Below are 14317 nucleotides of genomic sequence, written 5' to 3' on the forward strand. Positions count from 1 at the left end.
GGTGGGGGACGATATGTCGACGGACCGGCGCAACCAGCCTCTGGCGCGCGATGCCATGGCCTATGTGCTGGCCGGCGGACGAGGCAGCCGGCTATATGAGCTGACCGACCGGAGGGCCAAGCCCGCGGTCTATTTCGGATGCAAGGCGCGTATCATCGATTTCGCCCTGTCTAATGCCTTGAACTCAGGCATCCGCCGCATCGGCGTAGCGACGCAGTACAAGGCCCATTCGCTGATCCGGCACCTCCAGCGCGGCTGGAACTTCCTGCGTCCGGAACGGAACGAAAGCTTCGACATATTGCCGGCGAGCCAGCGCGTCTCCGAAACCCAATGGTATGAAGGCACCGCAGATGCGGTCTTCCAGAATCTGGACATAATCGAGTCCTACGGCCCGGAATATATGATCATCCTGGCCGGCGATCACATCTACAAGATGGACTATGAGCTAATGCTCCGCCAGCATGTAGAGGCGCGTGCGGACGTGACCGTCGGCTGCCTGGAGGTGCCGCGCCTCGAGGCGACTGGCTTCGGCGTGATGCATATCGACGACAAGGCGCGGATCAAGGCGTTCGTCGAGAAACCCGCCGATCCGCCGGCCATGCCCGGCAAGCCCGACACTGCCCTCGCATCGATGGGCATCTATGTGTTCAACACGAAGTTCCTTGCCGATCAGCTTCGCCGGGATGCTGCCGATCCGAAGTCGAGCCATGACTTCGGCGGGGACATCATCCCCCATATCGTCAAGCACGGCACCGCGATTGCGCACCTCTTCTCGCAGAGCTGCATTCGCGCCGACAGCGAGCCCGAGGCCTATTGGCGCGATGTCGGCACGCTCGACGCCTATTGGGAAGCCAATGTCGACCTGACCGATGTGGTGCCGCAGCTCGATCTCTACGAACGCGACTGGCCGATCTGGAGCTATGCCGAGGTGACCCCACCTGCCAAGTTCGTCCATAACGACGAGGGCCGCCGCGGAGCCGCCACCTCTTCGCTGATCGCGGGCGGCTGCATCGTGTCCGGCGCCTCGCTGCACCGCAGCCTGCTGTTCACCAACGTACGGGTGAACAGCTTCTCGTCGATCACCGAGGCGGTAATCATGCCGGGATGCCAGATCGGTCGTGAAGCACGGTTGCACAAGGTGGTGATCGACCAGGGCGTGCAGATCCCCAAGGGCCTGGTCGTCGGCGAGGACCCTGTCGCGGATGCACAGCGCTTCCGGCGTAGCGAAAAGGGGGTGTGCCTGATCACACAGGCGATGATCGACCGGCTCGTGGCATAGACGGGATCATGCCGCTGCGCCTGTTATCGGTAGCCTCCGAACTCCATCCGCTCGTCAAGACTGGTGGCCTCGCCGATGTCGCGGGAGCGCTGCCGATGGCGTTGGCCCGGCATGGTGTCGAGGTTCGCTCGCTGCTGCCCGCCTACCCACAGGTGTTGAAGGCGCTGCCGGCGGCCAAGCCCGTCCATAGCTATAAGACGCTGTTTGGCGGCCCCGCCCGGATTCTTGCAGCGCAGCTGAACGGGCTCGATCTGCTGCTGCTCGATTCCCCCCGCCTGTTCGGCACGCGCGAGGGTGGTCCCTATGGCGACGGCAGCGGGCATGACTGGCCTGATAACTGGCAACGCTTCGCCGCGCTGTCGGCGGCCGCCGCAGATATCGCCGCCGGTGCGATCAAGGGCTGGGCGGCCGACGTGGTGCACGCCCATGACTGGCAGGCGGCGATGTCGGCGGCCTACGTTCGCCATGGCCGCGCACCCAGCACGCCGGTGGTGGTCACGGTGCATAATCTCGCCTTCCAGGGGCGGTTCGATGCGCGCATCTTCCCCGATCTCGGTCTGCCCGCTTCCGCCTTCTCGGTGGATGGCGCCGAATATTATGGCGGCGTGGGGTATCTGAAGGCCGGCCTGCAATATGCCGATGCGATCACCACGGTAAGCCCGACCTACGCGGAAGAAATCCGCACCCCCGAGTTCGGCATGGGCCTCGACGGGCTGTTGCGCAGCCGCGGCGACGCGGTCAGCGGAATCGTCAATGGCATCGACCGCACCGAGTGGAACCCCGAAACCGACCCGCATCTCGCCGCGCCATTTTCGGTCCGCAAGCTCGGCGCCCGTGTCGCCAACCGGCGCGCGCTGGAAAAGCGCTTCGGGCTGAAGCGCGGCAACGGCCCGATCTTCGCTATCATCAGCCGGCTGACCTGGCAGAAAGGCATCGACCTGGTCGTCGATGCCATCGAGCATATGGTCGCCCATGGCGGACAATTGGTGGTGCTGGGGTCGGGCGACAGCGCGTTCGAGGGCGCCCTGCTCGCCGCGGCGCACCGCCATCGCGGGGTAATCGGCGTGGTCACCGGCTATGACGAGGCGCTTGCGCATCTGATCCAGGCGGGCGCCGATGCGATCCTGATCCCGTCGCGCTTCGAGCCCTGCGGCCTCACCCAGCTTTACGGCCTGCGCTACGGCACGGTGCCGGTGGCGGCGCGCACCGGCGGGCTGGCCGATACCATCATAGACGCGAACGAGGCGGCGCTGGCGAGCGGCTGCGCGACCGGCATTCTCCACCCATCGGCCTCCGGTGAAGCCCTGAAAGCGGCGATCAGCCGCGCAATCGCGCTGTACGGCACGCCCAACGTCTGGGCGGCGATGCGCAAACAGGGCATGCGTGCCGATTATGGCTGGGAGCGCAGCAGCGCCCGTTATGCCGCGCTCTACCGATCATTGCTCGACAGGAACCAGGCTGCATGACGATCCGCGAGGTTGCCACCACTGCCTTCACCGACCAGAAAACCGGCACCTCCGGGCTCCGCAAGAAGGTGCCGGTGTTCCAGCAGCCCGGCTATGCGGAGAATTTCATACAGTCGATCTTCGACTCGCTCGAAGGCTTCGAGGGGCAGGCGCTGGTGATCGGCGGCGACGGACGCTTCTACAATCGCGAAGTGATCCACACCGCGATCCGCATGGCGGCGGCAAACGGCTTCGGCACGATCATCGTCGGGCGCGGCGGCATCCTGTCCACGCCTGCGGCGAGCCATGTTATCCGCTCGTATGGCGCGTTCGGGGGGATAGTGCTGTCGGCCAGCCATAATCCCGGCGGCCCCACCGAGGATTTCGGGATCAAGTACAACATCTCGAACGGCGGCCCGGCGCCCGAGAAGATCACCGAGGCGATCTACGCGAAGAGCCTGACCATCGCCCGCTACCTGACGCTCGATGCGCCCGACGTCGATCTCGATCGCGACGGCGACACCCGAATCGGTGGTGCGACCGTACGGATCATCGATCCCGTCGCGGACTATGCCGCCCTGATGGAGAGCCTGTTCGATTTCGGCGCGATCCGGGCGCTGATCGGCTCCGGCTTCCGCATCGCCTTCGATGCGATGAGCGCAGTCACCGGCCCCTATGCCACCGAGATACTGGAGCGCCGCCTCGGTGCGCCGGCCGGAACGGTCCGCAACGGCACGCCGCTGCCCGATTTCGGCGGCCATCACCCCGATCCCAACCTCGTCCACGCCAAGGCGCTGTACGACGACATGATGGGGGCCGACGCCCCTGATTTCGGCGCCGCTTCCGATGGCGATGGCGACCGCAACCTGATCATCGGCAAGGGCATCTTCGTCACCCCGTCGGACTCGCTGGCGATGCTCGCCGCCAACGCCCATCTGGCGCCCGGCTATGCCCAAGGGCTCGCCGGCATTGCCCGCTCGATGCCGACCAGCGGCGCGGCTGACCGCGTCGCCGAACAGCTCGGCATCCCGCTGTACGAGACGCCGACCGGCTGGAAATTCTTCGGCAATCTGCTCGATGCCGGCAAGGCGACGATCTGCGGCGAGGAGAGTGCCGGCACCGGCTCAGACCATGTCCGCGAGAAGGACGGGCTGTGGGCGGTGCTGCTGTGGCTCAACATCCTCGCGGTGCGCGGCGAGAGCGTCCGCGCGATCGCCGAGGATCATTGGGCGCGCTACGGCCGTAACTATTATGCGCGCCACGACTATGAAGGGGTCGACAGCGCCGCGGCCGACGCGCTGATCACCGAGTTGCGCGGGCGCCTTGCGGATCTGCCGAGCGAGCGGATCGGCGCGCTCACCGTCGCCGCCGCTGACGATTTCGCCTATTTCGATCCGGTCGATGGCTCGGAGAGCCGCAACCAAGGTATCCGCATCCTGTTCGAGGGCGGCTCGCGGATCGTGTTCCGCCTATCGGGCACCGGTACCTCGGGCGCGACGATCCGGATTTATATCGAGCGTTACGAGCCGAAAGGCGGCGATCTAAGCCGCGAGACCGGGGATGCAATCGCCGATCTTGTCGGCGCGGTCGAGGCGATCGCGGGGATCACGCGGCACACCGGGCGGACGGCGCCCGACGTGATTACGTGACGTGAGCTGTCGTTGACGCGCCATCCTCCTCAACGCTTCGGCGCCACCATCACCCCGCAGGGCGTCCACTTCGCGCTCTGGTCGGAAACCGCCAGCACGGCATGGGTCTCGATCTTCGATGCCGAGGCCGACGTCGAAATCGATCGCATCCCGCTCGAGCGCGGCCCTGCCGATATCTTCCAGGCCACTGTTCCCGGCCTTGGCGCAGGCGCCCGCTACGGCTTTCGCACCGATGGCCCTTATGATCCGGCCCACGGCCTGTGGTTCGACCCATCGAAACTGCTCGCCGACCCCTATGCCATCGCCATCGACCGGCCCTATTCCTACGATGTCCGCCTCGCTGCGCCGCGCGACGCCGCGATCGACACTGCCCCGCTGATGCCGAAGGCGATCGTCACCGCCCTGCCCTCGCCCGTCGAGCACCGCCTCCCCTGCTTCAGAGCCGGTGGCTTGATCTACGAGGTCAATGTCCGCGGCTTCACCAAGCTCCACCCCGATATTCCTGAACCGCAGCGCGGGACGATCGCGGCGCTGTCGCATCCGGCGATTGTGGAACATCTGAAGGCGATCGGCGTCGGCGCGATCGAGCTTATGCCGATCACCGCCTGGATCGACGAACGGCATCTCGGCCCGCTCGGCCTGACCAACAGCTGGGGCTATAATCCGGTCGGCTTCATGGCCCTCGACCCCCGCCTCGCCCCCGGGGGCATCGCCGAACTGCGCGACACCGTGGCGGCCCTCCACGATGCGGGCATCGACGTGCTGCTCGATGTGGTGTTCAACCACAGCGGCGAGAGCGACACGCTGGGGCCTACCCTGTCGCTGCGCGGGATCGACAGCCATGCCTATTTCAGCACGGTGCGCGACGAGCCGGGGACGCTCGCCAACGACAGCGGCTGCGGCAACACGCTTAACTGCGATCATCCCGCGACCCGCCGGCTGGTCTTCGACGCCATGCGGCACTTCGTCACCAATGCGGGGATCGACGGCTTCCGCTTCGATCTCGCGCCGATTCTCGGCCGGGGCCGCGACGGCTACGAGCCCGACGCCGCCTTCTTCCGCGAGCTGCGCCGCGACGCCCTCCTGTCGGACCGCATCCTCATTGCCGAACCGTGGGACATCGGCCCGGGCGGCTATCAGCTCGGCAATTTTCGCGATCCCTTCCTCGAATGGAACGATCGCTATCGGGACGATGTCCGCCGCTTCTGGCGCGGCGATCCGCACAGCGTCGGCGACCTCGCCACCCGGCTTGCCGGCTCATCCGACATCTTCGGCCATCACGGCCGCACGCACAGCCGCACCGTCAACTTCATCGCCGCGCACGATGGCTTCACGCTCGCCGACGTCACCGCCTATGGCGCGAAGCACAACGAGGCCAACGGCGAAGCCAATCGCGACGGCCATAACGACAATTTCAGCTGGAACAACGGCGTGGAGGGGCCGACCGATGATCCGGTAGTGCTCGCCGCCCGCCGCAGCGACGCCAGGGCGCTGCTGGCCACGCTGTTCGCCTCGCGCGGGACGATCATGCTGACCGCGGGGGACGAGTTCGGCCGCAGCCAGCGGGGCAACAACAACGCCTATGCGCAAGACAATGCGATCAGCTGGGTCGACTGGACCGGCCGCGACCGGGATCTTGAGCGCTTCACCGCGCGTCTCGCCCAGCTGCGCTCGGCGCATCCCGCCTTGTCCGATCCGGTGCTGCTCGGCGCCGCCGACGTGGAGTGGCTGACCTTCGAAGGTGAGGCATTCGACGACGAGCAATGGCATGATCCCAAGACCGCCAGCATCGTCATGCTCGTCCACCTGCCGGAGCAGGACAAGCGGATCGCTGTAGCCTTCAACCGCATGGCGGGGGAACATCGGCTTGTGCTTCCGGCCAAGGCGGACCACCATTGGAAACGGCTCGATGAAGACGGCGGATCGCTGATGCTGCGCGCGCGATCGGTCGCCTATCTGGTCGAGGAAGAGGGTTAGCCATGAGCGATGGCGGCGATCGGGACTGGTGGCGCGGCGCGGTGATCTACCAAGTCTATCCGCGCTCCTTCCAGGACAGCAATGGCGACGGCATCGGCGATCTCGCCGGCATTACGGCACGGCTCGATCACATCGCCTCGCTCGGGGTCGATGCGATCTGGGTGTCGCCCTTCTTCAGGTCGCCGATGGCCGACATGGGCTATGACGTTTCGGACTATCGCGATGTCGATCCGATGTTCGGCACGCTCGACGACTTCGACGCCATGCTGGCGCGAGCGCACGAACTGGGCCTCAAGATCATCATCGACCAGGTGCTCAGCCATACGTCGGACCAGCACACCTGGTTCAAGCAAAGCCGCTCGAGCCGCGACAATCCCAAGGCCGACTGGTATGTGTGGGCCGATCCCAAGCCCGACGGCACCGCGCCGAACAACTGGCTATCGATCTTCGGCGGACCGGCCTGGGAGTGGGACGGGACGCGGATGCAATATTATATGCACAGCTTCCTGGCGTCGCAGCCCGACGTGAACTTCCATTCGCCCGAGATCCGTGACGAACTGATCGAGGCGATGCGTTTCTGGTTGGACCGCGGCGTCGATGGCTTCCGGCTCGACGCCTGCAATCATTATTTCCACGATGCGCAGCTGCGAGACAATCCGCCGGTGAATCGGAGCGGCGCGCATGATGTTCCCGCCAGCAATCCTTACGGATTCCAGGAGCACAGATACGACAAGACCCAGCCTGAAAACCTGCCCTTCCTACGCCGCATCCGGGCCTTGCTCGATGAATATCCCGGCACGCTGGCGGTCGGCGAAGTGGGCGACGGCGATCGATCGCCGGCAACGGTCGGCCTCTACACCTCGGGCGGTGACGCGCTGCACTTCTGCTACACCTTCGACCTGTTCGGCCCGGAATTCTCCGGCGATCATTTCCGGCAGACCATCGCGAAGTTCGAGGCCGCGGCCAAGGACGGGTGGGTGTGCTGGGCGCTGTCGAACCACGACGTCGTCCGCCATGTCAGCCGCTTCGCACAGCCGGGCGACGATCTCGACCGGGTTGCGCGTCTGTCGCTCGCGATCCTGATCGCCCTGCGCGGTACGATCTGCCTCTATCAGGGCGAAGAGCTGGCGCTGCCGGAGGCGGAGATTGCCTATGAGGATCTGCGCGATCCCTATGGCATCCGCTTCTGGCCCTCCTTCAAGGGCCGCGATGGTTGCCGCACGCCGATGCCCTGGTCCGCAACCGCCGAGCAGGCAGGCTTTTCGTCGGCCAGGCCATGGCTGCCGATCCCGGCCGAGCACCTGCCCCGCGCGGTCGACGTGCAGGAGCGTGACCGCAGGGCGGTGCTGCGTTTCTACCGCCAGGCGCTCGCCTATCGCCGAAGCAGCATCGCCCTCCAGCGCGGCGACATCGTTTTCCTCGACGCGCCGGACGAGATCCTGGCCTTCACGAGGAGCTTCGACGGCCACACCACATTATGTCTATACAATGTGTCGCGCGAACCGCAGGACTGGCTGCTGCCCTCGGCTTTCTCCGCCGCCATCGCCGAGCCGCTTTCCGCGCCCGGCATCACCGTAAACCCCAAGAAGGCGCGGCTGCCTGCCTTATCATGGGCATATCTGCGGTCGTCGTGAGCCGCTCCGGGCGCTGAAATAAATCTCTTGATATAACATATCATCATGCCTAACCCCTGCTCGACAGGGTTTGGGGATAATATATCATGACACGATCACCAGTTCCGATGCTCTCCTTCGCCCTCATCGGGATCGCAGCCGCCACCGCTGCGCGCGCCGAAGACGACACGGATTTCCACAAGTCCGATTCGGCCACCATCATCGTCACGGCGCCTGTGAAGCGCGATCGGATGGACGTGCTCGCCGGCACCTCGGTGCTGACCGGCGCGCAGTTGACCACCGCGTTGCGGCCCACCATCGGTGAGACTCTCGAGCGGACGCCCGGAGTCTCGGCGACCTCCTTCGGCCCCAACGCCTCGCGGCCAATCCTTCGCGGCCTGCAGGGCGAGCGGGTCCGGGTGTTGACCGACGGCATCGGTTCGGTCGACGTATCGAACACGAGCGTCGATCATGCCGTGGTGATCAACCCGCTGCTTGCCGAGCGGATCGAGGTGCTGCGGGGGCCGGAGGCGCTGCTCTACGGCTCGGCCGCCATCGGCGGCGTGGTGAACGTCATCGACAAGCGAATCCCTCGCGCGATCCCCGACGAGGCGGTCCATGTCGACGCCATCGCCAGCTATGGCAGTGCCGCCAACGAACGGTCGGGCGGCGTGGCGATCGACACGCCGATAGGGCACGGCTTCGTCGCCCATCTCGACGGCAGCTATCTGAAGACCGGCGATTTGCGCATCGGCGGGCACGCCCTGACCGCTCGGGCACGCGCCCAGGCACTTGCCAGCGCCCAGCTGCCGGCGGACCCGGATGCCGCGGAGCCGATCGATTTCGCCGCCAACGCCGCCGTCAAAGACAAACTTCCGAACAGCAGCGCCAAGACCTGGGTAGCGGGCGCCGGCCTGGCTTATGTCGATGGCGACAGCCATTATGGCCTGTCCTACAGCCATTATGACAGCTTTTACGGCGTGCCGATCCGCTACGCGACCTTGCCCGGCGAAGGCCAGGAAGCGCCGCGCATCGACCTGGTCCAGAACCGCCTCGACGCGCGCGCCGAGATCGCCACCGGCGGATCGGTGATCCAGACCATCCGGGCAAGGCTGGCTTATGCCCAATATCGCCACTTCGAGCTCGAGCAGGACGGTTCGGTCGGCACCGCCTTCTACAATCATGGCTTCGAGGGACGCATCGAACTGATCCAGGCCGACCGTGGCGTCTGGCATGGTGCGTCGGGAGCGCAATTCTTCACCCGCGACTTCAACGTCGTCGGCGACGAAGCCTTCCTGCCGCGCAACCAGACCCAGCAGGTCGGCCTCTTCACGCTGCAACAGCTCGACTATGGGAAGCTCAAGATCGAGGGTGGCGCGCGCTACGAGAAAAGCTGGCTGTCGGCAAACCCATTCGAGGATCAACCGCAATTCTTCAGTGGCGGCCGCAGCTTCGAGACGGTGTCCGGCTCGATCGGGGCGTCTTATGGGTTCGCCTCCAACTGGCGCGTCGGCGGCAACCTGCTGCGCACGGCGCGAGCGCCATCGGCCGAGGAGATGTTCGCCAACGGCCCGCATGCCGGCACCGAGGCGTTCGAGATCGGTGACCCCGACTTCAAGACCGAGCGTAGCTGGGGCGTCGAGGCGGTGCTGCATGGCAAGGGCCCCTCCTTCACCTTCGATGCCTCGCTCTATTACAACTGGTTCGACAATTTCATCTATGACAGCGCGGACGGCACGCTACAGGACGGCCTGCCGGTATTCCGCAACTTCCAGGCCAAGGCGCGCTATTATGGCGCCGAGGTCGAGGGCACATTGAAGCTGGCGACGATCGGCAGCTTCGGGATCAAGGCGGATGCGCTCGGCGACTATGTCCACGCCCAGATCGAGGGCAGTGGCCCGGCGCCGCGCATTCCGCCGCTCCGTCTGCTCGGGGGGCTCAGCGCCGACAGCGAGCGTATCGATGGTCGCGTCGAGGTCGAATGGACCGACAAGGCGCGCCGGCTGGCGCCGGCCGAGACGCCGACCGACGGCTTCACCATCGTCAACGCATCGCTGACCTTCCGGCCGCTGGCGGACAGTCGTGGTATCAGCGTGATAGTGTCAGCCAACAATATATTCGACGTGAACGCGCGACGTCACGCCAGCTATCTCAAAGATTTCGCGCCATTGTCGGGACGCGACTTCCGGATCACGACCCGAATCTCGCTTTAACGGCCGGGTCGAGCTTTCGCTGGAAAGGCGAACCATCGTCGTCTAACAGCCGCTGCATGACAGGGGTCCGCGACGTGCTGCACCGCCATGCCATGATCGCGATGTCGATCATGGTGCTGGTGCTTGCCGTCCGCTCGCTGATCCCCGCGGGCTATATGACCAGCGCCTCGCCCGCGGGCCTGACGGTCGAGTTGTGCAGCGGCGTATCCGGCAAGACCGTCACCATCGCGCTGCCCGGCCAGGCTGGTCATCAAGAGCACGGCAAGGCACAGGCCGACAGCCCCTGCGCTTTCGCCTCGCTGGGCCACGCCATGATCTCGGCCGCCGATCCGGTCCTGCTGGCGTCCGCCATAGCCTTCATCATTGCCCTGGGCGTACTGCCCGACCGCTCGCCGCCGCTGGCGCGGAGCGGACATCTTCGGCCACCGCTCAGGGGGCCTCCACTCGTAGCGTAACCCGTCACCGCCCGTTGCGGTTGTTGCCCCACGATTCCGAGGTTTCCATGTCGACTTTCGTCTCACACCGCCTGTGGGCGGTTCTCGCCGCCATTCCGCTGGCCGGGACCCCCGCCCATGCCGAAGAACGTCCTGAAAACATCCTTGTGGTCGGTCAGCGCGACCAGCCGATAAGCATCGAACCGCGCGGCCTTTCGGTCAGTCTCGGGGATAAACAGTTCAAGAGAATCAACGCGTTGAACGTTGAAGATCTCATAAAATATGCGCCCGATTTCTTCGTGCGCACGCGCTTCATCGGGGACAACAACGCGGTGCCCGGTTTTCGCGGCACCCACAGTACGCAGAGCGCGCGCGCGCTGGTGATGGTGGACGGCTTCGTCATTTCGAACTTCCTCGGCAACAGCTTTTCCTTCCCGCCCGCCTGGGGCGTAGTGAGCCCGTCGGAGGTCCGGCAATTCGACGTGGTCTATGGCCCCTATTCGGCGCGCTATCCCGGCAACTCGATGGGCGGCATCGTCAACATCACTACCCGCGCGCCCGAGCACACCGAAGCGTTCGGCACCGTTCAGGGATTCATCCAGCCCTACCGCCAATATGGCACACAGGAGAGCCTGTGGGGCGGTTCGGTCGAGGCGGGCTTCGGGCTCAGGCAGAAGGACGGGCCCTTCTCGGTGCGCGTCTCCGGCCGACGGCTGGAAAACAACGTGCAGCCCCTGCAATTCTATCAGCTGGTCGCGGCACCGGCAGGCGGCCCGGCAACGCCCATCAGCGGCGGCGTCGTCGATCCTGCCCTCGTCATCGGCACTCCCGTCGCCGGGGACTATGCGACCGGCCATACGCGGCAGGACCAGGCGCGCGCGCAGCTCCGCTTCGACAGCGGCGACGTCCATGTCGAAGCGCTGTTCACCTATTGGTGGAACGTCGAGCGGCAGCTTGATCCGAAGACCTATCTGCGCACTGCCGCCGGCGCTCCTTTCTACGGATCGGCGGCGAATGGCGGCAGGGTGCTGCTCAACGGCAAGACCTACACGCTCAACCCGTTCATCAATTTCAACCAGGGTATCGGCAGCCAGAACGAGTGGCTGGGCGGCCTCAAGATCGCCGCGCCGCTGCTGGGCTTCGATGTCAGCGCCAACCTCTCGACGCTGCAGTTCGACAAGCAGACGATGCGCCGCTCCAACGGCTATGTGGCCGGCCTGCTCGATGGACGCGGCATCCTCATCGAGCAGGGACCGACCGATTGGTACACGCTCGATCTTGCGGCGGCGCGGACCATTGGCACGCATCGAGTCACCTTCGGGCTCAACGCCAACCGCTATCGGACCGATCAGGCGAACTATGCGACGACACGCTGGCGCGAGGCGAGCGGGCGCACCTTCGTCAACCGCACGTTCGGCAAGAGCCGGCTGATCGGACTATTCGCCGAAGACGAGATCGATCTGGGCGACGGCCTCAGCGTCACGCCCGGCGTCCGCGCCGAGTTCTGGCGCGCCTATCGCGGCGGGCTGATCGGCCAGACCAGCACCACGCTCTACGCGCCGCGCCGCGACCACAGCGTCGATCCGAAACTCTCGGCGCACTGGGCCTTCGCGCCCGACTGGGCCACCGAACTCAGCCTCGCTACGGCCACCCGCTTTCCCACCGTCGGAGAACTGTTCCAGGGAACGTTGAACGGAGATGGCTCCTTCAACATCAATAGCTTGGATCCCAATCTTAAGCCGGAGCGGAGCCGTGACGCCAACCTGCTGCTGCGTCATCATGTCGGTCCGGCGACCGTCACCGGCAGCATCTTCTACCAGCGGGTGAAGAATTCGATCTTCAACTTCTTGAGTTTCAACCAGAATGGCGTGTCGAGCCTGATCTTCAGGAATATCGACGTCACCCGTCAATATGGCGCCGAGCTCATCGTCGAGACGCACGACTGGCCGATCGAGGGGCTCGACATCAACGCCAATGCCGCATGGATCGATGCGGTCACGGTCCGGAATCGCGCCGACCCCGCCTCGGAAGGCGTACAGTTCCCGCGCATCCCGCGCTGGCGGCTCAGCGGCGACCTCGGATACCGGATCGACCACGCGACCGATCTGTCGCTGGGCGTACGCTATGCGTCGCGGCCCAACAGCGATATCGACGGGCTGCAGCGCGGCGACACCTATGGCTACGCCTCCGAGCTGTTCCAGGTCGACGCAAAAATGAATCACCGCATCGCCGAAGGGCTGCGCATCTCGGCCGGTGTCAACAACCTCACCAACGACAAGGCTTGGGTCTTTCACCCCTATCCGCAACGAACCTTCGTAATCGAGGCGGGCTGGGTCCTGTGAGCACGAATCCGGCTGATAGCCGCTGGTACAACGCCGTCTGGCGTTGGCATTTCTACGCAGCCATGTTCTGCATCCCATTGATATTATGGCTCTCCATGACAGGATCCATCTATCTTTGGCGGCCGCAGATCGAGGCGCTGATCGACAGGCCCTATGCCGACGTGGGTGGCACCGGACCACGCGCCAGCGCCGCGCGCATCGCCGAAGCAGCAGTCGACGCGGTGCCGGGGTCGGTGCTTCACCGCTATCAATTGCCCGAGACCCAGCGCCAGGCCGTGCAGGTGATCGTCGGCAGGCACGGCGTGGAAAGCCGGGTCTATGTCCATCCGCAGACGCTCGCTATCCTCAAGACCGTCGAGGAACAGGACCGGCTGATGCGCTGGGTCTTCCGGCTCCACGGCGAGCTGATGATCGGAGATCCGGGTAGCTGGATCGTCGAGACCGCCGCCTGCTGGGCGATCATGATGATCCTGACCGGGGTCTATCTCTGGTGGCCGCGCGGCGCACAGGGGCTTGCCGGCGTGCTGTGGCCGCGCCTCCGGCTCCGCGGGCGAGCCTGGTGGCGCGACCTGCACGCGGTCACCGCCATCTGGATATCGGGGCTGGCACTGCTGCTCATCCTGACCGGCCTGCCCTGGGCCAATGCCTGGGGAGGCTATCTCAAGGAAGTGCGCGCGCTGACCGGCGCGACCGACGGGCCCCAGGACTGGGCGACCTCGTCGCGCGCAGGATCCGGGGCCGGCACCGCGCAGATGATGGGCGATCATGCCGAGCATGGCGGCATGACGATGGACCATCCCCGCATCGATTATGCGCCGCTGGACCGGATCGTCGCCAACGTCGCACCGCTCGGGCTGGCCACCCCAGTGCTGATCGCGCCGCCGGCGGGCAGCGATGGGCTATGGACCGCCAAGTCGGACAGCGCCGACCGGCCGCTCAGGACCAACCTGACCATCGATGGAGTCAGCGGCACGGTGGTCGGCCGCACGGATTTCTCCGAACGGCACTGGATCGACCAGCTGGTCGGCTATGGCACCGCGGCCCACGAGGGCCAGTTGTTCGGGCTGGCGAACCAGTTGCTCGGGATGCTGACCGCACTGGGTCTGTTCGTGACTGCCGCCACCGGCGCAGTGATGTGGTGGCGTCGGAGACCGCAGGGCCTGCTCGGCGCACCGATTCCGCTGGGCCGTCCACGGTTCGGACCGCTGCTGGTCGGCGCCATCCTGCTGCTGGCGCTGCTCTTTCCGATGTTCGGCGCGACGCTGGCTGGCTGGCTGCTGCTCGAACGGCTGGTTTTCCGCCGAAGCCGCGCAATCGCGCATTGGCTGGGTCTTGCGGCAGAGCGTGGCGCGGCGTCATAAGGCG

General features: G+C 65.6%; 9 protein-coding genes. All 9 read left to right on the forward strand.

Annotated elements, in window-relative coordinates:
• The first annotated feature begins 13 nt into the window (after positions 1-13).
• The 9 genes from glgC to AAC645_RS16790 all read left to right on the forward strand — a co-directional run bounded on the left by glgC (position 14) and on the right by AAC645_RS16790 (position 14313).
• The gene (glgC, locus tag AAC645_RS16750) at positions 14-1279 is read left to right on the forward strand and encodes a glucose-1-phosphate adenylyltransferase (RefSeq protein WP_340317667.1); all 1266 of its coding nucleotides are present in this window, start codon (positions 14-16) and stop codon (positions 1277-1279) included.
• Positions 1280-1287: 8 nt separating this feature from the next.
• Positions 1288-2745 (forward strand): glycogen synthase GlgA, encoded by a 1458-nt coding sequence (glgA, locus tag AAC645_RS16755; protein WP_340317669.1) that lies wholly within the window; start codon positions 1288-1290, stop codon positions 2743-2745.
• Positions 2742-4373: an alpha-D-glucose phosphate-specific phosphoglucomutase gene (locus tag AAC645_RS16760; protein ID WP_340317670.1), complete on the forward strand. Its 1632-nt coding sequence runs from the start codon at positions 2742-2744 to the stop codon at positions 4371-4373. The genes glgA and AAC645_RS16760 overlap by 4 nt, the downstream gene beginning before the upstream one ends.
• 12 nt (positions 4374-4385) lie before the next feature.
• The gene (gene glgX, locus AAC645_RS16765) at positions 4386-6350 is read left to right on the forward strand and encodes a glycogen debranching protein GlgX (protein ID WP_340317672.1); all 1965 of its coding nucleotides are present in this window, start codon (positions 4386-4388) and stop codon (positions 6348-6350) included.
• A 2-nt stretch (positions 6351-6352) separates the two neighbouring features.
• Entirely contained in the window at positions 6353-7984 is a 1632-nt protein-coding gene (bglA, locus tag AAC645_RS16770) for a beta-galactosidase BglA (protein WP_340317674.1), read from the forward strand.
• Between the two features lie 86 nt (positions 7985-8070).
• The gene (locus tag AAC645_RS16775) at positions 8071-10176 is read left to right on the forward strand and encodes a TonB-dependent receptor (protein ID WP_340317675.1); all 2106 of its coding nucleotides are present in this window, start codon (positions 8071-8073) and stop codon (positions 10174-10176) included.
• Between the two features lie 56 nt (positions 10177-10232).
• Entirely contained in the window at positions 10233-10631 is a 399-nt protein-coding gene (locus AAC645_RS16780; RefSeq protein WP_340317677.1) for a DUF2946 family protein, read from the forward strand.
• A 47-nt stretch (positions 10632-10678) separates the two neighbouring features.
• A complete protein-coding gene (locus AAC645_RS16785) occupies positions 10679-12952 on the forward strand; it encodes a TonB-dependent receptor (RefSeq protein ID WP_340317678.1) in 2274 nt (757 codons plus the stop codon).
• Positions 12949-14313 carry a PepSY-associated TM helix domain-containing protein gene (locus AAC645_RS16790; RefSeq protein ID WP_340317679.1) on the forward strand — a complete coding sequence of 455 codons (1365 nt, stop codon included), beginning with the start codon at positions 12949-12951 and terminating at the stop codon, positions 14311-14313. Before AAC645_RS16785 ends, AAC645_RS16790 begins: the two co-directional genes overlap by 4 nt.
• The last annotated feature ends 4 nt before the right edge of the window (positions 14314-14317 follow it).

The organism is Rhizorhabdus argentea, from assembly GCF_037861105.1.
GTDB classification, from domain to species: domain Bacteria; phylum Pseudomonadota; class Alphaproteobacteria; order Sphingomonadales; family Sphingomonadaceae; genus Rhizorhabdus; species Rhizorhabdus argentea.

What these genes read in the sequence shown, in the direction of transcription:
- AAC645_RS16780 (WP_340317677.1), top strand. Translation starts at nt 10,233, where the DNA reads ATGACAGGGGTCCGCGACGTGCTGCACCGCCATGCCATGATCGCGATG.
- AAC645_RS16775 (WP_340317675.1), top strand. Translation starts at nt 8,071, where the DNA reads ATGACACGATCACCAGTTCCGATGCTCTCCTTCGCCCTCATCGGGATC.
- AAC645_RS16785 (WP_340317678.1), top strand. Translation starts at nt 10,679, where the DNA reads ATGTCGACTTTCGTCTCACACCGCCTGTGGGCGGTTCTCGCCGCCATT.
- glgC (WP_340317667.1), top strand. Translation starts at nt 14, where the DNA reads ATGTCGACGGACCGGCGCAACCAGCCTCTGGCGCGCGATGCCATGGCC.
- bglA (WP_340317674.1), top strand. Translation starts at nt 6,353, where the DNA reads ATGAGCGATGGCGGCGATCGGGACTGGTGGCGCGGCGCGGTGATCTAC.
- AAC645_RS16760 (WP_340317670.1), top strand. Translation starts at nt 2,742, where the DNA reads ATGACGATCCGCGAGGTTGCCACCACTGCCTTCACCGACCAGAAAACC.
- glgA (WP_340317669.1), top strand. Translation starts at nt 1,288, where the DNA reads ATGCCGCTGCGCCTGTTATCGGTAGCCTCCGAACTCCATCCGCTCGTC.